Below are 19,580 nucleotides of genomic sequence, written 5' to 3' on the forward strand. Positions count from 1 at the left end.
CTATTTTTCATGATAAAATTTTAAGGTTGGGTTTGAATCTTTTTTTATTGTTTCTGGATATTCATGGTTAATCCATTGGAATATTGGAACAGAAACCAATCAACAATAGAAAAACTTATTCCATATAAGACTAAGATAGTTTTTTAAAGAATAAATTGTAATTGGATAAGATGTTGGGGTAGTTGTGATGGAAGAATCAGCAAATATTAACACGGAAGCAAAGATAGGGGCACTCAGAAAAAATTTGCTTGATTTGACCATGCGAAACAAACTCTTAAACTTCAAACCGCTTGCCAAATCTATCAAAGTTGTGGATGAAATTCCAACGGAGATCTACCAGCTCATGGTCTTGGAAGATAAGAAGATGCAGTTCATTCCAAGGGCCAGAAAGCCTGTAAAAAAGGATTTTGAAGGAAATCAAAAACCTGAAGAGGTCGAGGAAGAAGAGGAAGAGTTAAAACTCAAACCCATAGACATCACAGACAAGGAAGCATCCCTGCTCTGGAAGTTACCCCTTCCAAACAGCAAGGTTTCAAGCAAACACAGGAATTTGCTGCTTCAAACCAATCACGAAGCTGAAGAGCTTCAAAAAAGATTGTTCTACATCAATCAACAGGCCAGATCAGTGCTGGAAGAACAGGGATACAACATACTCTACTTGGCCCTTGGTTTTCTTGAGTGGACCGAAAACAACGACCTTGAAACCAAGAGAAAGGCACCTTTAATATTGATACCAGTTGAACTGGAACGTAAAAAGGTTAAAGGTTCCTTCAAACTCAGATGGACTGGTGAAGATATCATTCCAAACATTTCGCTCCAGGAAAAACTGCTTGAACAGGGTGTTGAACTGCCTGGCTTTGAAATGCCCGAACATAAGGAGGGTATTTACCACTACTTCGAATCTGTTTCCGATGCAATAGAACCTAAAAAAGATTGGAACGTTGTGTACGAAATTTACCTCAACTTCTTCAGCTTCACCAAGTTCGTGATGTTCAAGGACCTGGACCCTGCGAGCTGGGGCGGAGTTTCCATTGCTGAAAACAGCATAATAAAAACCCTGTTTGATGATGTTGAATCCATTGACAAAACAGAGTTTAATGAGGAAGATGTTGACAAGAAACTGAATAGTAAAGATGTTTTTAACGTTGTTGACGCTGACTCTTCACAGATAGCAGTGGTTGAAGAGGCTAAAAGTGGAATGAACCTGGTTGTTGAGGGACCCCCAGGCACAGGAAAATCTCAAACCATTGTAAACCTCATATCTGAACTCATGGCCAACGGTAAATCCGTACTGTTTGTCAGTGAAAAAATGGCAGCTTTAGAGGTTGTTAAAACACGTTTAGATAGTATTGGATTGGGAGAATTTTGTCTCGAGCTTCACAGCCACAAATCCAACAAGAAAAATGTTTTAAAAGAACTTGAAAGAACTCTTTACAGCCAATATGACCGTTTAAGACCCTTGGACGAAGAATTTGAAGAACTTGAAAGGTTGAAACTTGAACTCAACCAGTACAACGAAGTTCTACACACCTCCATTGGAAACTCTGGTTTTTCACCCTTCCAACTCTTCGGTATGAAGGAAGATGCTATTCAACACTTCAAGAAGGTTGAAAGAAATATTCCAAGGGCACACATCGAGAATCCTGAATCTTACACCCAAAAGGATTGGAAAAATGCTGTTTCAACATTGAAAAATGTTACCGAAGTCATAACACCACTTAAACCAATTTCTAAGAATGCATGGTACAACACCGAACCTGGAACCATACTACCAACAGACAGTGAAGACATTGCTGAACTGCTTGAAAATGCTGTTTTAACACTCAACGATGTGGAAGCAGATCTTTACGAACTAATCGAATTAACTGGCATTAGGAAACCGTTAAATAAGAGTGAACTTGACAGTTCCATCAAAACAGCACTTTTAATTGCAGATCCCCTCACAACCAATCCTGATGTACTTTTCAATCCTGTCTGGGAAATTGGTAGGAGTGAAATCATACACATCATAGACATCATGGTGGAGTACGATACAAACAGGAAAGAACTGGAAAAGAGGTTCAACAAAGGAGTTTTAAATACCAATATCCAGAGTCTTCTAGACGATTACCAGGAAACTTCTTCCAAATTCTTAAAAAGTTTCAGGGGAAAATACAAGAAGTCCAAAGATAAAATAGCCAAACTTTACAGGGACGCTGTTCCTGAAGATGATGAAGTGATTATTGAAGATCTTAAAACCCTTAAATCCTGTCAAGAACTGCAGAAAAAACTGGAGGATCTAAATTCTGAAGCTAAAGCTGTGTTTGGAGATGAGTGGAAGGGTACTGAAACTGATCTCAAAAAAATTAAGGACCTTGCTGAATGGGTTTTGACAGTTAAAAAACTGTTGAAAACAGGAAAGATAACAGAAAGGACCTTTGATATTATTGTGGACGGACCAGACACTGCAACCATCAATGGAACCATCCAAAAACTTAACAAGGATTATGGCAGCTTTTTAAAGGTTTACAAGGCAATAAAAGGTTACATCAAAATTGATGAGGAACTTGTGTTCGGTGCTAAAATGAGGTTTGTGAGGTTTCACGAACTGGAAAGCCGTATTGAAAACTTCCTTAAGGGCATGCCCCTACTCCAGAAATGGTCACAGTTAACTGCAATTTTAAATGAAACTCCAAGCCCAATTGCCCAGCCAATTGTGGAGCTTATAAAGGCGGATAAAATTAATATCGACGATATTATCCCATGTTTAAAGGCTAACTTTGCAGACGATCTTCTAAGAAATGCATTTCTTGAAAATCACATACTTTCAAGCTTTATTGGTGAAATTCACGAGAGAAAAATCGGTAGGTTCATTGATCTAGACAGGCAGATTATTTCACTCAACAGGAAAAGAATTTCAAACAGGATAGCCTACAACAGACCCCACATTAACACTGCAGTTTCTAGAACTTCCGAGTTAGGAATTTTACTCAGTGAATTTAACAGGAAAAGGGGTCACATGCCCATAAGAAAACTGTTGTCCAATGCAGGTAACCTGGTTAAAAAGATTAAACCATGTTTCATGATGAGTCCACTTTCCGTTGCCCAGTTCATAGACCCTAAAAATTCTGTGGACCTTCGGTTCGATGTGGTTATCTTCGATGAAGCCAGTCAGGTCAAACCCGAAGATTCACTTGGAGCATTTTTAAGGGCTAATCAAGCTGTTGTTATGGGTGATACAAGACAGCTTCCACCTACAACCTTTTTTGACATCATACTCGAGACTGATGAGAATGAGGACTATGAAATTGCTTCTATATCTGATATGGAAAGTATTTTACACCTTTGCAAGGGAAGGTTCCCAACTAAGATGTTGAGGTGGCACTACAGAAGCAGGCATGAATCTTTAATAGCACTTTCCAACCAGGAATTTTATGACAACAACCTACTCATCTATCCTTCACCTTGTCATGAAACTGAAAGCCTCGGACTCAAGTTCGAATATATGGAAGACACAGTTTACGATCGTGGTAACACATCGTCAAACAGGCTGGAAGCACGAAGGGTTGTTGAAGCTGCTGGAGATCACTACAGAGAACATGGTCTCTCCAAGAGTTTGGGTATAGGAACCTTCAATATCAAACAACAACAGGCAATTCTTGAGGAGGTAGAACTTTACCTCAGACAGAATCCCTCACTTGAAAAATACTTTTCAAACGATCTTGAAGAACATTTCTTCGTTAAAAACCTGGAAACCATCCAGGGAGACGAAAGAGATGTAATATTCATAAGTGTAGGGTACGGGAACGATGAAAACGGACACCTGAGTTTAAACTTCGGACCACTAAACAGGGAAGGAGGAGAAAGACGTTTAAATGTGCTGATAACCAGGGCAAGAGAAAAAACTGTTGTATTCTCCAATTTCAGACACACAGAAATTAATCTGAATGAAAATGCACCATTCGGACTCAGAGCCCTTAAATCATTTTTAAAGTACTCTGAAACCAAGATGCTTGACACCAAGTACGATTCTGATGACGAGTTAAACACGGAATTTGAAGATTCCCTCTATGAATTCCTGAGATCCCACAACTACGAAGTTCACAAGCAGGTGGGTTGTGCAGGTTTCAGGCTAGATCTTGCAGTTGTAGATCCAGAAGAAAGGGGCAAGTACCTTGTGGGAATCGAATGTGATGGGGAAACCTACCACAGTTCACCAGTAGCCAGGGATAGGGACAGGCTCCGCCAGCAAATTCTAGAGGGTTTAGAATGGCACATCTACAGAGTATGGTCCACAGACTGGTACAGAAACCGTGCTGAATCTGAAAAACGGTTACTCGAAGCTGTTAAAAATGCTAAAGATTTAAAGCCAATAGTCAAACTCGATACAACACCAGACGACAGTGAAACTGTCAAACCCATTGGAGAGTACGAACCTGCCTACGAGAGAACAGGAACTGGAAACCCAGAAAACAGCACATTACCTGAAGAGGAAACCGATCCTCAGACAGTTAAGTGGGAATCTGAGGATTTGAACCCTGAACTATCTCCTGAAACAGATCCTGAAATCATTGCAGACTCTGAAATCGTTGAAAATGCCAAGTTCGAAGAACCAGAAGTATCCTCAGAGTTTGTTGAAGAAGGAACCATTCCAGAATTAGAAGAACCAGAACCCCAAAACATAAAAAAACATAGGGCAGCGAACGAACCACTACAAGTTGAGGAGGAAGAAGTATCCAAAACTCCTGCTCACGAAGAATTGGAGAAACCTGTTATAGATGAAGCTGTTGAGTTCGTGGATATTGTGGAAGATGAAGAAGACAGTGTTGTGGATTATGTCCCTTGCACAGAGTTCTGTATTCCAGTGACCGGTGAGATCCATGAAAAATCTGCGGAGGACATGGCAAGGCTCGTGGTGCAAATTGTGGATGAAGAAGGCCCAATACACATCAACGAAATAATAAGGCGAATAAGAGTTGTTTGGGGACTTAAAAGGGCAGGTAAACGAATTCATGATTCTATCATGGCAGGTGTGCAGCTTGCAGATGAGAGAAATAACATCATCATCAGGGACGATTTTGTCTACTCCCGAAGTGCTGTACTAAGGGTCAGAAGACGTTCCGTTGATCCTCCGGCCAAGATCAACCTCATAAGTGATGAGGAAATTGCAAAAGCAGTGCAGATAGTTTTAAAAACCCAATATGCATCTCCAATGGCAGAAATTATTAAGCAAACATCCAGGTTGTTCGGAATAAAAGTTACAAGAGGAGCTACAGCTAAAAGAATCGAAGGAATTGTACTGGAACTTCTCGAAAGCGGATCTCTAGAGTTGCAGGCCAATGGAATGATAAATTTCCCTAAATCATAAGCATATCATGGAGGATATGGTTTGAAATCCTTAAGACTTCATTGATTTGACCATTAATTGGGTTTTTCTACCAAATTTTTTCTTTGATTCCAACAGAAATATTTCTACTGTAGATTATTTTTAGGTTTATTGAGAACATTATTAATATAGAACTGACTAAATTTCTAGTATACATATATAAAATAAAATCATTTACACGAGGAAAATTTAATATGAAAATACCATGTACCATTGATGAATCTTTATATCGGCCTGAAGTGGTCAGATGGCGTGAAAGAATGAGTTTGCTCGAACCACTGGGTGATGTGGTCGTGGTTTTACCATGCAGCATGAGAAAACCCTACACAAATTCCAAGTCCCACTCTGTATTTATGAGGGCAACCAAGGGTGTTCAGGAGGCAATTTTAACCTCACCATTTGGTGTTTGTCCACGTGAAATGGATCGCACCTATCCAATACAATCCTACGACACATCCACCACAGGAGACTGGTCCCACGAGGAAATTGATCTCACTGGAGAATGTCTTAAAAGCTACGTGGATGGAAAAGATGTGATTGCACATGTTTCAGGTGGTTACAGGGAGGCTTGTGAAGCACACCTTGAAGATGCCATTTACACGGTTGAAGATGGTAGGGCAACTTCATGGGAATCCATGGACAACCTTAAGAAGGAACTCAGAAATTATCCCAGGATCAAAAACAGTCAGAAACGAATTAATGGTTTCAGATCCATTGCAAGGTACCAGTTCAACACCAAAAAGGGCGATAGTTTCATACCAGATGAAACCAAAGCTGTTGGAAGATTCACACGTAAGATGATCTACAACCATGAACAGTTTGCAACACTGTCCTTCGATACTGGACTGTACTCCTTGAACCTTCCAGGTGGGGAGAAGGTGTACGACATGGGTGTTAACTGGGTTGAAATTGATTTTGAGATGAAGACCAACACCTTATTTACACCAGGAGTTGTTGATGCAGATCCGAATATCGTGCCAATGGATGAAGTTGTGGTAGTTAGAGATGGGGAAGTTATGGCCGTGGGTAAATCTGTGCTCAGTGGAAAAGAGATGAAATCTGCAACTAAAGGTGTTGCAGTGAAAATCAGACACAGAAAAAAGAATTAACCCCTTCTTTTTAAACACCCTATAAAGTATAAATACCATAGGGTATTAAAAGACAACTAATTCATTCTAATCTAGAATAATTTTTTAGATTCAAATTTACAAAACATAAAAATTAAATTTGAAAAAAAATAAGATTTAAAAAAATAAAAAGGAATCGAGGGATAACATGTCAGAAGAACTAGTAGAGAAAATAAGAACCGCACTTTCAACTGTAGCAGATCCACATATGGGAGTAAGTATTGTTGAAATGGGCCTGGTAACTGGTATTGAAGTGGATGAAGAAGCTAAAACAGCTAAAATTACCATTACACCTACAAACCCTGGATGTATGAGTGCTGCTAACATGGCTATGCAGGCCAGAACAGCTGCTGAAGGTTTAGATGAAATTGATAAGGCTGAAATTGTAATGGAAGGCCATATGATGGCAGATGCCATCAGTGAAATGGTCAACAAATAAATGCCATGAATTGGAACATCACAGCCCTTGTTGGTGTTCCAGGTGTGGGTAAAACCTCACTTTGCAAAACTGCAACAGGGCAAGTTGGAATTAAATATGTGAACTATGGAGAGCTCATGCTCGAAGTAGCCACATCCAATGATCTGGCTTCAAGTCAAGGTGAAATGTTTCATCTAAAACTTGAAGTCCAGGAATTCATTTGGAAACAGGCTGCTATCCAAGTTCGGACCATGGCAAAAAACCAGAATCTTCTGGTGGATCTGCATGGTTTAGATATTTCTGATGAGGGTTACATTCAATCGTTACCAATTGAAACCTTCTGTCCAGATCTGATCGTTATTGTTGAAGCCTCCTACGAAGACATCATGCTTCGAAGGATGGGTGATGATACACGTAACAGATCATTGGTTGATCTGAAATCTTTGGAAGAACAGTTTCAATTGTTGAGGATGTCCATGATGTCTGCCGCTGTTTTATGTAGTGCTTTCGTTAAAATTTTGCACAACGATGATCTTGATAGTTGCGTCACCGAACTTGTGAGCTTGCTATCAAAAGGGTCTTGACTGGAATATGTAATAAAATTCTGATCCATGGTACTAAAGATCTCCTGGTGCAACCTAAAAAATCATGAAATAGAGAAAAAGGTTATATAGGATGAAGTGTAAATGTTGAATCTACCCCTATAGTATTTTTGACTGTTTACGAATACAATTAAGTATGTGTAACTCTTTTATATTTGAGGGCCCGTGGCTCAGGCGGTAGAGCGCACGGCTGATAACCGTGAGGTCCTGGGTTCGAATCCCAGCGGGCCCATTAAATTTTTCATTGCTACAACTTTTTTTTTATGCCATTATTTCTGAAATTTTAATATCGAGAACAATTTCAAAAAATATATATTTGAGTAAAAAAAATATTCAAATGGAGCAATTGTAAAATTCAAGGTAATGAGTTAAACACATTATTACCTCATTTTTTTACCTCTTTTTTCAATAATATATCAAATAAAAGTTTAAATCTACTTCTAAATAATATTAAAGCTTAAAAAATAAAATAAAGTGTTGGATGTTGAATTTAAAAATTTATTCAACTTCCTTGTCGCGGTCTTCTAATTCAGGGTTGAATTTTTTTTTAGTTGTTACTTATCTCGATGAAACTTCCAAGTTTTTCCAATGCCCTTCCAGATTTAACTGTTGCATATGCATTTTGGTAACCCATCTTTAAACTATCTGCTTGTCCCGCAATGTAGAGTATGGCAGCTGCATTAACAAGACACATGTCAAGCTTTGCCCTTTCCTCTGTTGTGCTGTTTTTACCAGATAGAACATCCTTCACCACTTGGATGTTTTCTTCAATGGTTTCAGGTGCCCTTATAAATCTTGACTTTGACCTTTTAACACCAAAATCTTCGGGATAGATGTCTTTAACAGTTACCCTTCCATTTTCAAGAATTGCCACCCTGGTTTTGCCTATGGTAGAAATTTCATCCATGGCTGGATCATCGTTCTCATCAAATCCATGCACCACCATTGCATGTTTAACATCAAGATTTTTAAGAACATCTGCAATGATCTCCACATATTCCGGGTCAAAAACACCTAGCAGCTGTATATCTGCATTTGCAGGTGAGGTTAAAGGGCCTAATATGTTGAACACCGTTCTTATTCCCAGTTCCTGTCTGACTGGCATTATCCTTTTCATTGAGGGATGGAAATTTGGTGCAAATATGAAGGAAATCTTACAGGTTTCGATACATCTTTCAACTGAACTTTTATCGCAGTTTATGTTAACACCCAGGGCTTCAAGAATATCTGCACCTCCACATTTACTGGTTATGCTCCTATTTCCATGTTTTGCTATGGCAACATCGGATGCAGCAGCTATAATTGCGGCTGTGGTGCTTATGTTGAATGTTTTAAGCCGGTCCCCCCCGGTACCGCAAGTATCCACCAGCGGAAGGTCAGTTTCAGGTGAAACTTCGATGCATAACTCCCTCATAGCCTTCACAAAGCCTGTTATTTCATCTGCTGTTTCACCCTTCATACTAAGTGCCGTTAAAAATGCTGCTGTTCTTATTTCTCCAGCTTCTCCACTGGTCATTTCCATCATTGAGGTGTAGGCTTCATCTTGAGTCAGGTCATTTCCAGCTACAACCTTTTTGAGACATTCAGATATCATTTTGTGTGCGTCCTATATCTTGGTTGATTGTTTAAGTTCACTGCAGAATTTACCAATCTCTTCGAGTGCCTTGTCTTTGTTGTCAAGGTTAGCTGTGATGATGTTTATGATGGCACTGGCTACTATTGCACCGTTGGATCCTGATTTTATAACGTCCCGCACATGTTCAGGTTTTGAAATTCCAAAGCCAACTGCAATTGGTAGATCTGTACGATCTTTAACCCTTGTTATGAGATCAACTGTGCTTGTTTGGATGTCTGATCTTGCGCCTGTCACACCCATGACGGCCACAACGTAGAGAAATCCTGATGCATGTTTAGCTATTTCATCGATCCTCTCGTTTCTGGTTGTCTGTGCAACCATGAATATTTGATTGACACCGTACTTGTCTGCCATTTCAACTGCGGATCCTGCTTCTTCTATTGGAAGGTCTGCTGCAAGAATTCCAGTTACACCTGCTTCACTGGCACGTTTGTAAAATGTTTCAATGCCCTTCCTGTAGATGAGGTTGTAGTAAACAAGCAGTCCTATAGGTACCTGGGTAAATTCACGAATTCTTTCTATGAATTTGAAGCACTTCTCTGTGGTCATTCCAGATTCAAGTGCACGGATATCTGCTGTTTGTACACTTGGACCGTCTGCAACAGGATCACTAAATGGGAATCCAATTTCAAGTGCGTCTGCCCCGTTTTCAACGAATTTTTTAACTATCTCGATGGATGTTTCAAAGTTAGGGTCCCCTGCAACTACAAATGGTATGAATGCTCCTTCATTCTTGTTTTTAAGTTCTTCAAATACTTCTTTGTAGGTCTTGGTTTTCTGGTTGTTTGGGTTCATACTTCCACCCCCATTTCCTTGGCAACTATGAACATGTCCTTATCTCCCCTTCCAGACAGGTTTATGATGATTGTTTTTCCCTTGTTCTCTTCCATTGATGCGTATTTTTCTGCGTATGCAACTGCATGTGAGCTTTCAAGTGCAGGTATTATTCCCTCGTATTTGGAGAGTAGTTCAAATCCTCTGAGTGCTTCTTTGTTGGTTACTGCCACGTAGTTTGCACGTCCTGTTACCTTCATGTGTGCATGTTCGGGTCCCACACCAGGATAATCTAACCCTGCTGAAACTGAATGTGCCTCATTTATTTGGCCATCTTGGTCCTGAAGTACGAAGGATAATGAACCGTGGAGAATTCCTTCTGTACCTTTGCACAGAGTTGCACCTGTTCGTGGTGTTTCAGTCCCATCACCACCACCCTCAACACCTATGAGTTCAACTTCATCATCAGCAGCGAATCCTGCAAATATTCCCATGGCATTACTACCTCCACCAACACATGCAATGACTGCGTCTGGAAGTTTGCCCTCCTTCTCCATGATCTGTCTTCTGGCCTCTTCTCCTATGACGCTCTGGAAGTGTTTAACCATGGTTGGGTATGGGTGTGGTCCCATTGTTGAACCTATTAGGTAGTGTGTGTTTTCCACATTGGTGATCCAATCCCGGAATGCCTCATTAATAGCATCCTTAAGTGTTTTTGAACCTGTTTCCACTGGAATAACCTTTCCTCCAGAGAGTTCCATCCTGAAAACATTCATCTTCTGCCTTTCAACATCTTCACTACCCATGTACACATCTGCAGGCAGTTTAAACAGTGCCCCAACAACAGCTGTTGCTATTCCATGCTGTCCAGCTCCTGTTTCTGCTATTAATCTGGTTTTTCCCATGTACTTTGCAAGCAGTCCCTGGCCCAGTGTGTTGTTTATTTTATGGGCTCCTGTGTGGAGCATGTCCTCACGCTTCAAGTATACCCTACACCCAAACTTCTTTGATAAATTTTCAGCGAAGTAAAGGTTGGTTGGTCTGCCTGCAAATTCCTTTAAATAAAATTTGAGTTCTTCATTAAATTCAGGATCGTCTTTGTACTTGTAAAATGCTTCTTCAAGCTCTTCAAGTGCAGGTATGATGAGTTCGGGAACAAATATTCCCCCGTATTTACCAAATTTACCATCTTCCAACATTTTTAATCACTTCCAATAATTATTATACTTTTTATCTGCGAATAAAGATTATTTCTTCTAAATTAACTTTCAAATGATATTTTAAACCCATTTAAGTCAGTTCAAAGAGTTCCTTAAGCTGTTGAGAATTTTTTATTCCGGGAGCATCTTCAACTCCAGAATTAACATCGACGTAGTCAAACACCTTTTCCAGGACTTCCTTCCTGTTCTTTATTATTGCAGTGTTTATTCCGCCTGCAAGAAATATTTCAACGTTATTATCTGCATTTTTTGCAGTTTCAACTGCTTCTAATGCTATTTTCATGGGTATCTGTTTTCCTGTGCCCCCACTTTTACCGTTCATTTGATAGTCCAGTACAAGTGCATCACAGCAGCGTGCAAATTCTTCTATTTCCCTTTTCTTTCCAGGTGTAAGTACTGTTTCACCGTTTTTGATTTTTGTTGAATCGGGTGATAGTCCCACTGCCCTGAATATTTTAAGGTGGGCTTCAAACGGTGTTCTTTCATATTTTTCTATCCACCTGAGATAGTTGATCTGGTTGGGTGTGAGGGAGTGGAGTTGAACATTTCTCACCCCTGTCTTCTTCATCTTCATGACCACTTCTTCTATATCTGCAGGTTCTAAGACTAGGACCGCTTTCTCCTTATTTTTCATCCCAGATCTTAGGTTTTTAATTTCTTTGAGGCTCAAATTTCTCTTGGACCTTTTAACGTTGATGAAGCCCATGAGCTCTGCACCTGATTCTTCGCATCGGGTTAGATCCTCTGATCTGGTGATTCCACAGACTTTGATCTTCATGTTCTACCAACCTTTAAACCTTTAACAGATTTTATGATATTTTTTGCTGCCCTGTGCATATCTTCAGTGTTTGCAGTTCCCATGATTGCAGATCCAACAAGTATTGCATCTGCCCCATATCCTGCTACTTTCTTTGCATCTTCCGGACCTTGAACACCACTTTCAGATACTAGGACCACTTCTGGTGGTACGCTGTTTGAAAGTTTTTGTGTGGTTTTAAGATCCACACTGAAGTTCTGGAAGTTTCTGTTGTTTACCCCCACGACATCGGCATCTGCAGCAAGTGAATGTTCAATATCTTCCCTGTTTTTGCATTCAACTATGTAGCCGAGTTCAAGTTCGCTGCAGAGGGATATTCCCTCTTTAATATCTGGATAAACATCATTCATTAACAAAACAGCATTTGCTCCCGCGAGTTTGGCCTCGTAAATTTGATATTCGTCCATTAAGAAGTCTTTCCTTAGTATTGGAAGCTCGATGATATTTTGTGCTATCTTAATATTTTCCAAGCTTCCATTGAAATAGTTTTCCTCAGTTAAAATTGAAACAGCACTTGCATCTGCCTTTTTAAAAACTTCGAGAGCATCTTGAATTTTTGAATCAGATATGTGTCCCTTGGAAGGTGATGCTGGTTTAAATTCACATATCACAGCCACATCCTCATCATGATTAATGGACCCTCTGAAATCTTTAAAAGACTGGTTATTTTTTGAGTTACCTTTATCTGAGTCTAATCTGTCCAACAGTGTTTCGAGGGGAACCTTTTCTTTGAGTTCCTCCAAGGTTTCCCTTCTCTTTATGAGTATTTCGGATATGGAAGGCCTTGTTTTCATTGGTTAATCTCCAGGAAATTTTTGAGTATCTGGATTCCATGGTCTGTACCAACTGATTCAGGATGAAATTGAAGTCCGTATATGGGTTTTTCAACGTGTTTTATTCCCATTATCATGTCATCCTTTGTTCTGGCAGTTACTTCAACACATTCAGGTGTGGTTTTTTCACTGCAGGATAATGAATGATATCTGGCTGCGGGTAATGGGTTTTCAAGTCCCTTGAACAATCCTTTTCCATCGTGAACTATGGAACTTTGTTTACCATGCACCGGTTGGTTTCTTACAATTTCGCCGCCAAATGCAGCGAAAATGCCCTGATGTCCCAGGCAAACTCCAAGTATTGGTATTTCACCGCCAAGTTCCAGTATAACGTCGTTGCAGACCCCGAAGTCCCTCTTGTTTCCAGGGTTTCCAGGTCCTGGTGATATTACTATGCTGTCTGGTTCAAGTTTTCTTATCTCGTCCAGGTTGAGTTCATCATTTTTAACAACTTTTATGTCTGGATCTAGCTGTCCAATGAGTTGGTAAAGGTTGTAGGTGAATGAATCATAGTTATCAATTATTAGTATCATATTATCTAACCTCAAAAAGAAGATTTATTTTTTTGGAGTGTTCTCCAGGTTGTTTCCTGATCGAAGTGCTGTTAAAAGTGCTCCGGCCTTGTTTTCTGTCTCGTAATATTCTTCTTGGGCAACTGAATCGTAAACAATTCCTGCGCCTGCCTGTACAGTTGCGTGGTTATCATGACACACCATTGTTCTGATGGTTATTGCAAAGTCTGCATTTCCATTGAGTGCGAAGTATCCAACTGCCCCTGCGTAGGGTCCCCGTGGTACCTGTTCAAGTTCGTCGATGATTTCCATTGCACGAATTTTAGGTGCTCCACTCAGTGTTCCTGCAGGGAACATGGCTTCAAATGCATCCACAGCATCCTTGTCCTTCCTAAGTTTTCCAGTGACGTGGGAGACAATGTGCTGGACATGGGAAAATTTCTTCACACCCATGTACTCTGGTACAGTGACAGATCCAAATTCACTGACCTTGCCAACATCGTTACGTGCAAGGTCTACAAGCATCAAATGCTCTGCCCTTTCCTTTTCATCTTCTAGAAGTTCAATTTCGAGTTTTTCATCTTCCACATCGGTTTTACCACGTTTTCTTGTTCCTGCTATTGGGAAGGATTCGATCATCCTGTTTTCTACTCTGACCAGCATTTCTGGGCTGGATCCTATGATCTCATTTTCACCGAGCTTCAGATGGTACATGTAGGGTGATGGATTGATCCTTCTTAAGTTTTCGTAGAAGGATAGTTTGTTTCCAGATAGTTCGTACTCCCTTGCATTGGATATTACGTCCTGGAAAATTTCACCAGCCTTAATCCTTTCTTTAACATCGAGGATCATGGACTCAAACTCTTTCTTGGTGAAGTAGTGGTTAGTTTCCTGGTAGCTGAGTTCACCCGTTGGAATTTCTTGTTTAGAAAATTTTTCAACCTCTTCAAACCTGTTTTCTCCCAGTGTAACGTACTTGCACGTGTTTCGGATTCTGTCGTAGACTATTCCGTCTAAAAATAGTCCGAACTCGTAGTCTGGTTTGTTACCTGGTTTAAGGTCTATTGGTAGGAAGTGTCTTGCTGCTTCGTAGGATACGTATCCCACAAGTCCTCCGCAAAATCCTTTTTTACCGTTGTTGGGCCGGGTTAATTTTCTTATTTCGTCGAATGGATTTTTCACGTCAATTTCTTCGGTGTGTCCATCGATATCTACCTCGAGCACGTTTTCCCTGGCCCTTAAAATGGCTGCAGGTTCAAATCCCAGTACTGAAAATCTTGCCATTCCACTGTCGCTTTCCATGGATTCTAGTAGGAAGCTGCTGGAATGATTCGTGTAGAGGTTCTTAAATAGTTCAAATGGAGAATCAGAATTAAGATCTATACTCTTCGGTTGCTTTATTTTTATATTGTATTCGCCAAAAACATTCACTGCCTTTCATAATTGTCACCTTAAATAAATTTTAAATTATATAAAGTATACAACAATCTATCATCAAAGTACTATTTAAACCTTTAGAGTACACATTTGTACATAAATTTATATAGTTGTACAACTAGAATATAATTACAGGTGAAACTAGTATGTGGGACAGGATCAAACATAAATTTGAAAAATTTCCGGCCAGAATGGCTGTTGCAAGAAAAATTGTTGAATTAGGTCTTCGTGTTGGAGAAAATGGTAAAATATACCTCGATGATGTCGAAATAAATGATGTTGCACTGGCAAGATCTGTTAACGTTGATCGAAGAACCATTAAATCCACAGTTGACGTGATCCTGGCTGATCCACAGTTATCAGAGATCTTCCAAAACATCCACCCAGCAGGAACCCTATTAAAAAACATTGCTAAAAATTTGGGCTTTGGAGTGGTTGAAATTGAAGCAGACGCAGGTAACGCGGGAATAATTGCAAGATCAACCGAACTAATTTCAATCGAAGGTTTGAGTATTAGACAGGCTCATGCAGGTGATCCTGAACTGGAAGAACATCCAAAATTAACGATAATCACAGAAAAACCCGTTAAAGGCAATCTTATCAACGAATTTTTGAAGATTCCTGGAGTTAAGAGGGTTTCAATCTATTAAAAAAAAAGTTGCTTTAAAAAAAATATATTTGGGGCCTGTAAAAAAATATTGAATTTTTTAGTTGTTGTTCCTTTCTTTGTCTTCTTCATCTAAGGCTTCTAAAAGCAAATCCCATGCTTCGAGTGACTCTTTAGCTTCCTGTTCTGATAAAACTTCGATGGCATATCCCGAGTGAACAAGAACATGTGTACCTATTTCTAGATCTCCAACTAAATCCAATTTGGCACTCTGTTTAACTCCGCCAAAATCAACTGTAGCCACGTTATCTGTGATATCTACAATCCTTGCTGGTGCTGCAATACACATATCTATCTCCTCCTCAAATAAAATTTATTTAATGTGTTCCGTTCCCAAATCAAAACAATTTTAAGAACACTGCACTATACATATTAACATTAAGATTTCAGTTACTGTAATATAGTTTTTTTGCCTTATAAACTATTCTGGAGGAAAGAAGTTATGAAGTTGGTTGTAGTGGGTGGTGGATCTGCAGGAAGAACAGCATCAATCGAAGCTTCCGAACTCGGAGCAGATGTAACCCTAATAGAAACAGATAAAATTGGTGGAAAATGTCTTAACCAGGGATGTATGGTTGTATGTGCACTAAACGATGTTGTGAAAACTGTTCAGGCCAATCACAAATTCGAAAAATTAGGCATAATAGACTCAAACCCCAAGATAAACTTTAGAAAAGTTTCAGAAGGGATAATAAATACAACAACTAAAATAAGGGGAGTACTCACCCATGAAACAAAAAAAGCAGGGGTAAACATCGTAATGGGAACAGCCAAAATCCAAGAGGGTTACGTGACAGTTAATGAAACAGATTATCCCTACGACAAATTGATCATAGCAACAGGTTCAAATCCATTTATTCCAGATACTAAGGGTAAAGAATACGCAAAAACTTATAAAGAAATGTTGAATTACACTGAAGTACCTGAAGAACTAATCATTGTTGGTAGTGGGACAATAGCAACGGAAATTGCAGGCATATTCTCAGGATTAGGTTCAAAGGTCCATATCCTTTGCAGGGGAATCTTCCTTAAAGAGGTTGATGAAGATATCAAAAAATACATCGCAGATATTCTCCTTAATGATGTTGAAATACATGAACACGTTGATGTGGAAGAGATCCATGAAGACGGTGTAACAACCAGCGAAGGTAAGTTAAATGGTGAAGTTTTCCTTGCTGTTGGAATGATACCCAACTCCCAAGCTGTAAATGAACTGGTTGATACAGGGAAAAGGGGAGAAATTATTGTGAATAAACGGATGGAAACCAGCCACGAAAATATTTATGCTGCTGGTGATGTTGTTGGTGGAATTGGAACCACACCAGTTGCAAGGATGGAAGGGGTTGTTGCAGCCAGAAATTCGTGTGGAATTGCATCAGAAGTGGATTACAGCTACATACCTTTATCAATAACATTGCACCATGATGTAAGTTATGTTGATACTGGTAAGGAAGGTGTTGAAGGACACATACCAGGATCTGGTGGTCCAAATGCTTACTGGGATGTGCTTGATAGTGAAACTGGAATGACAAAAATGAGTGTCGATCTTGAAACAGGTGAGATCGCAAGTATTAAATCCATATCCCCCTCATCCAGGACAGTGTTGGCTTACATGTCCAAGTTTATGAAGGATGGGTATACAGTACATGATTTCGAGAATTTTGTTGAAGCACATCCATCAACCGATGCAGTTTACAAGTTAATAAGGTTTTTTGCAAGCCACGAAAAGGAAGGAAAATAATATGAAAAGAATCGAAAATAAAGGAGATCTAATTCCCATTAAAGCATTTAAAGAAGTTACAGAGTTTCATGGACATGTGTGTCCAGGTTCGGCAATTGGATACAAAGCTGCTGAAGCAGGTTTAAATGAGCTTGAATCATCAGCCTCGTCTGATGAAGAAATCGTTGCCATTGTTGAAAATGACAGCTGCGCAGTTGATGCAATACAGGTTGTTACAGGCTGTACATTTGGAAAGGGTAATTTGATATTTTTAGACCATGGAAAACAGGTTTACACATTTTACAACAGACAAACCAACGATGGTGTGAGAGTTGCACTTAAAGATTCCTTCAGTGTGGATCTCCTAGCACCAAAGCTTAACCAGTTAAGGGCGAAGGTTCATGCTGGAAATGCCACAGACCTTGAAAGGGAAGATCTAAAGAACATGGTCAAGGATGTTGCAAATGAAATACTTGAAATACCCTACAAAAACATGTTCGAAGTTGAGCATGTTGAAATGGAAGCACCTTCCAAGGCCAAGCTATTCAAATCTGTTAAATGTTCCAAATGCGGTGAAATGGTATCAGAAAACAGAACAGAAATATTAAACGACGAACTCGTATGCATACCATGTTTCAAAGATTAGAACTAAAAAAATTTATATTAGACATCCATTACATGGATGATTCCACTGTTTAACTCTATTTGGAGTTAATATCTCCTTCTTTTTATGAACAAGAAGTAAACCACTGCGGCAATTATAAGTAAAACTATTATTCCCAGTCCAAAAAGACCGAAAAATCCGATTAATCCCAGTTTTCCTAAGAATCCAATTTTTCCCACGGATGCTGCCTTTCCCACTGATCCTACTTTTGCAACTCCCATTCCCTTAAGCATAGGTATCATCATTAAACACCCTTAAAATACTTGTTTTAACGCATATATTTATCATAGTGCATTCTCCCAATGTTGAATGTTATCACTCCTCCAAGGGCTGCTACTCGTTGCCATAGTTCAAGTGGTGCTACTATTAGGAAATATAATAAAGCTATACCTACTGCACTGTGTGTTGCAATGTTCTTCCAATCCTTCAAGTAATCCAATATTCTACTCATAAATATCACCTCTTAAATATCACCTCTTAAATTCATAGTTCTTAAATTCATAGTTCTTAATAATTAGAATATAAATCCAAGTCAAAGGATGTAAATTTATTTAGTTATTAATTTGTTATATCCATATTTTAGTTAATCTGATTTTGAAGAAGATGGTCCACCTGCACGTTTGCTTATGATGCCCGCGATCTTGTCCGACGATTCGAGAACATCCCTTCCATAGTTCTTTGCAGTTTGTTTCATGGTGGTGATGTTGGCAAATGCTTCATCGATCACTGTGTCCAGATTTTCAAGTTCGCTCTCAAGTACCGCACCCTCAAAAACAGCGGCCAGGTTATGGTAACGTCCATATTTAACACCTAGAAGTGCAACTACTGGAATGCCCCATGCCATTGCTTCGTGTATCATCATTCCATCATCTGTTACAACGGCAATATCCACCACCTTGTAAAGATCCTTGATCCAGTCTATGTAGCCCAGATTTATTAAATTGGGGTTTTCAAGGTAGCTTTCGTACTCGTCTTCCAGTGGATGGCCCACCACTATGAGGTTGGCTTTCAAGTTTTTATCTCCAAGCATTGAAGCTGCCTTGGCCATTTTCTCGAAGAGTGTTGAACCTGAGGATAGGAGTATGGTTGGCAGGTTTTCATCAAAATTATCTGGAAGGTTCTTGAGTGCATTTTCCCTGTCACCCACCACAATATCCGGACTCACAGGAGAGTAGGCCTTGTGTATTGTTTCATTGTTTAAATCCATCTGGAAAAGGTTGGATTCCGGTAGCACAACAGTTGTGGTTATTTTGGTACATACCTTGGCATCTGCAGGTGTTATTAAAATTCCAACAGATGGTACTTTGGCAATCATCGCCCCCAGACATCCTACTACGGCACCGCCACCTATTACACCTACAACCACGTCAGGTTTGATTTTTCGACATAAGCTGGCTGTTTTAATTGATGCTTTCAATGTTTTAAACCCTGCATTTACCAGGGTTTTTTTGGTGGCTGCATGTCCACCTGCCTGCGGAATGCTTGTTTTGTGCCATTCAATTCCATGTTTTTTAAATAGTAAACCTGGTGCAGTTGGATCCAGTGCAAATTCACATTGAAAACCATATTTCTCCAATGCCTTTGCAATATTTAGTGCTGTTACAGCATCTCCTCCAATTCCTCTACCTGTAACCACGAACAACGCTTTCATATAAATCTCCTTGATACAATGTTAGTTTGAATTTAAATTAAACAATTAATGGGGTTAAACTGTTTTTAAAACTAGTAAAATTTTTATATTTTAAAAAAACCATCCCAATTTTCATTAATTTCCAGAATCTTATTGGT

General features: G+C 39.5%; 18 protein-coding genes and 1 tRNA gene. 8 read left to right on the top strand and 11 right to left on the bottom strand.

Features of this window, described 5'->3' with window-relative positions; all coding sequences use genetic code 11:
- Positions 1 to 187: 187 nt before the first annotated feature.
- The 5 genes from METBO_RS10065 (at position 188) to METBO_RS10085 (ending at position 7,744) form a co-directional block, all read left to right on the top strand.
- Positions 188 to 5,347, top strand: coding sequence for a DUF3320 domain-containing protein (locus METBO_RS10065; protein ID WP_013645608.1), 5,160 nt, complete (start codon positions 188 to 190; stop codon positions 5,345 to 5,347).
- Between the two features lie 212 nt (positions 5,348 to 5,559).
- Positions 5,560 to 6,474 (top strand): DUF5591 domain-containing protein, encoded by a 915-nt coding sequence (locus tag METBO_RS10070; protein ID WP_013645609.1) that lies wholly within the window; start codon positions 5,560 to 5,562, stop codon positions 6,472 to 6,474.
- Between the two features lie 166 nt (positions 6,475 to 6,640).
- The gene (locus tag METBO_RS10075) at positions 6,641 to 6,931 is read left to right on the top strand and encodes a metal-sulfur cluster assembly factor (RefSeq protein WP_013645610.1); all 291 of its coding nucleotides are present in this window, start codon (positions 6,641 to 6,643) and stop codon (positions 6,929 to 6,931) included.
- Positions 6,932 to 6,936: 5 nt separating this feature from the next.
- Positions 6,937 to 7,494 (top strand): adenylate kinase, encoded by a 558-nt coding sequence (locus METBO_RS10080; protein WP_013645611.1) that lies wholly within the window; start codon positions 6,937 to 6,939, stop codon positions 7,492 to 7,494.
- A 177-nt stretch (positions 7,495 to 7,671) separates the two neighbouring features.
- Positions 7,672 to 7,744 (top strand) — tRNA-Ile (locus METBO_RS10085).
- Positions 7,745 to 8,059: 315 nt separating this feature from the next.
- Here the strand turns inward: METBO_RS10085 and trpD are convergent.
- From trpD to trpE, 7 genes are all read right to left on the bottom strand, one after another.
- A complete protein-coding gene (gene trpD / locus METBO_RS10090; protein ID WP_013645612.1) occupies positions 8,060 to 9,106 on the bottom strand; it encodes an anthranilate phosphoribosyltransferase in 1,047 nt (348 codons plus the stop codon).
- A gap of 12 nt (positions 9,107 to 9,118) precedes the next feature.
- Positions 9,119 to 9,943: a tryptophan synthase subunit alpha gene (gene trpA / locus METBO_RS10095; RefSeq protein WP_013645613.1), complete on the bottom strand. Its 825-nt coding sequence runs from the start codon at positions 9,941 to 9,943 to the stop codon at positions 9,119 to 9,121.
- Entirely contained in the window at positions 9,940 to 11,121 is a 1,182-nt protein-coding gene (gene trpB / locus METBO_RS10100) for a tryptophan synthase subunit beta (protein ID WP_013645614.1), read from the bottom strand. Before trpB ends, trpA begins: the two co-directional genes overlap by 4 nt.
- Positions 11,122 to 11,212: 91 nt before the next feature.
- Positions 11,213 to 11,920 carry a phosphoribosylanthranilate isomerase gene (locus METBO_RS10105; protein ID WP_013645615.1) on the bottom strand — a complete coding sequence of 236 codons (708 nt, stop codon included), beginning with the start codon at positions 11,918 to 11,920 and terminating at the stop codon, positions 11,213 to 11,215.
- Complete coding sequence (locus METBO_RS10110; protein WP_013645616.1) at positions 11,917 to 12,753, bottom strand: indole-3-glycerol phosphate synthase TrpC; 837 nt, start codon at positions 12,751 to 12,753, stop codon at positions 11,917 to 11,919. The genes METBO_RS10105 and METBO_RS10110 overlap by 4 nt, the downstream gene beginning before the upstream one ends.
- Positions 12,750 to 13,325 (bottom strand): anthranilate synthase component II, encoded by a 576-nt coding sequence (locus tag METBO_RS10115; protein ID WP_013645617.1) that lies wholly within the window; start codon positions 13,323 to 13,325, stop codon positions 12,750 to 12,752. Before METBO_RS10115 ends, METBO_RS10110 begins: the two co-directional genes overlap by 4 nt.
- Before the next feature lie 24 nt (positions 13,326 to 13,349).
- Positions 13,350 to 14,735, bottom strand: a complete 1,386-nt coding sequence (gene trpE, locus METBO_RS10120) for an anthranilate synthase component I (RefSeq protein ID WP_013645618.1) — start codon at positions 14,733 to 14,735, stop codon at positions 13,350 to 13,352.
- A 152-nt stretch (positions 14,736 to 14,887) separates the two neighbouring features.
- On the opposite strand from trpE, the gene METBO_RS10125 reads away from it, so the two are divergent.
- A complete protein-coding gene (locus METBO_RS10125; RefSeq protein WP_013645619.1) occupies positions 14,888 to 15,391 on the top strand; it encodes a hypothetical protein in 504 nt (167 codons plus the stop codon).
- Between the two features lie 57 nt (positions 15,392 to 15,448).
- Here the strand turns inward: METBO_RS10125 and METBO_RS10130 are convergent, their stop codons facing one another.
- Positions 15,449 to 15,697, bottom strand: coding sequence for a HypC/HybG/HupF family hydrogenase formation chaperone (locus METBO_RS10130; protein ID WP_013645620.1), 249 nt, complete (start codon positions 15,695 to 15,697; stop codon positions 15,449 to 15,451).
- Between the two features lie 153 nt (positions 15,698 to 15,850).
- Between METBO_RS10130 and METBO_RS10135 the strand changes: the two genes are divergently transcribed.
- A complete protein-coding gene (locus tag METBO_RS10135; RefSeq protein ID WP_013645621.1) occupies positions 15,851 to 17,149 on the top strand; it encodes an FAD-dependent oxidoreductase in 1,299 nt (432 codons plus the stop codon).
- Between the two features lies 1 nt (position 17,150).
- On the top strand, positions 17,151 to 17,774 hold the full coding sequence (locus tag METBO_RS10140) for an FmdE family protein (RefSeq protein WP_013645622.1): 624 nt from the start codon (positions 17,151 to 17,153) through the stop codon (positions 17,772 to 17,774).
- A 65-nt stretch (positions 17,775 to 17,839) separates the two neighbouring features.
- Here the strand turns inward: METBO_RS10140 and METBO_RS10145 are convergent, their stop codons facing one another.
- The 3 genes from METBO_RS10145 to METBO_RS10155 form a co-directional block, all read right to left on the bottom strand.
- Positions 17,840 to 18,037 carry a hypothetical protein gene (locus tag METBO_RS10145; protein WP_013645623.1) on the bottom strand — a complete coding sequence of 66 codons (198 nt, stop codon included), beginning with the start codon at positions 18,035 to 18,037 and terminating at the stop codon, positions 17,840 to 17,842.
- 23 nt (positions 18,038 to 18,060) lie between these two features.
- Complete coding sequence (locus METBO_RS10150) at positions 18,061 to 18,243, bottom strand: hypothetical protein (protein ID WP_013645624.1); 183 nt, start codon at positions 18,241 to 18,243, stop codon at positions 18,061 to 18,063.
- A 132-nt stretch (positions 18,244 to 18,375) separates the two neighbouring features.
- Positions 18,376 to 19,443: a glycosyltransferase gene (locus METBO_RS10155; protein ID WP_013645625.1), complete on the bottom strand. Its 1,068-nt coding sequence runs from the start codon at positions 19,441 to 19,443 to the stop codon at positions 18,376 to 18,378.
- Positions 19,444 to 19,580 lie beyond the last annotated feature (137 nt).

The sequence above is a fragment of the Methanobacterium lacus genome (assembly GCF_000191585.1).
Lineage (GTDB): Archaea > Methanobacteriota > Methanobacteria > Methanobacteriales > Methanobacteriaceae > Methanobacterium_B > Methanobacterium_B lacus.

Coding starts and splice junctions, on each gene's coding strand:
- METBO_RS10065 (WP_013645608.1), top strand. CDS start 188: ATGGAAGAATCAGCAAATATTAACACGGAAGCAAAGATAGGGGCACTC.
- METBO_RS10070 (WP_013645609.1), top strand. CDS start 5,560: ATGAAAATACCATGTACCATTGATGAATCTTTATATCGGCCTGAAGTG.
- METBO_RS10075 (WP_013645610.1), top strand. CDS start 6,641: ATGTCAGAAGAACTAGTAGAGAAAATAAGAACCGCACTTTCAACTGTA.
- METBO_RS10080 (WP_013645611.1), top strand. CDS start 6,937: ATGAATTGGAACATCACAGCCCTTGTTGGTGTTCCAGGTGTGGGTAAA.
- trpD (WP_013645612.1), bottom strand. CDS start 9,106: ATGATATCTGAATGTCTCAAAAAGGTTGTAGCTGGAAATGACCTGACT.
- trpA (WP_013645613.1), bottom strand. CDS start 9,943: ATGAACCCAAACAACCAGAAAACCAAGACCTACAAAGAAGTATTTGAA.
- trpB (WP_013645614.1), bottom strand. CDS start 11,121: ATGTTGGAAGATGGTAAATTTGGTAAATACGGGGGAATATTTGTTCCC.
- METBO_RS10105 (WP_013645615.1), bottom strand. CDS start 11,920: ATGAAGATCAAAGTCTGTGGAATCACCAGATCAGAGGATCTAACCCGA.
- METBO_RS10110 (WP_013645616.1), bottom strand. CDS start 12,753: ATGAAAACAAGGCCTTCCATATCCGAAATACTCATAAAGAGAAGGGAA.
- METBO_RS10115 (WP_013645617.1), bottom strand. CDS start 13,325: ATGATACTAATAATTGATAACTATGATTCATTCACCTACAACCTTTAC.
- METBO_RS10125 (WP_013645619.1), top strand. CDS start 14,888: ATGTGGGACAGGATCAAACATAAATTTGAAAAATTTCCGGCCAGAATG.
- METBO_RS10130 (WP_013645620.1), bottom strand. CDS start 15,697: ATGTGTATTGCAGCACCAGCAAGGATTGTAGATATCACAGATAACGTG.
- METBO_RS10135 (WP_013645621.1), top strand. CDS start 15,851: ATGAAGTTGGTTGTAGTGGGTGGTGGATCTGCAGGAAGAACAGCATCA.
- METBO_RS10140 (WP_013645622.1), top strand. CDS start 17,151: ATGAAAAGAATCGAAAATAAAGGAGATCTAATTCCCATTAAAGCATTT.
- METBO_RS10145 (WP_013645623.1), bottom strand. CDS start 18,037: ATGATGATACCTATGCTTAAGGGAATGGGAGTTGCAAAAGTAGGATCA.
- METBO_RS10150 (WP_013645624.1), bottom strand. CDS start 18,243: ATGAGTAGAATATTGGATTACTTGAAGGATTGGAAGAACATTGCAACA.
- METBO_RS10155 (WP_013645625.1), bottom strand. CDS start 19,443: ATGAAAGCGTTGTTCGTGGTTACAGGTAGAGGAATTGGAGGAGATGCT.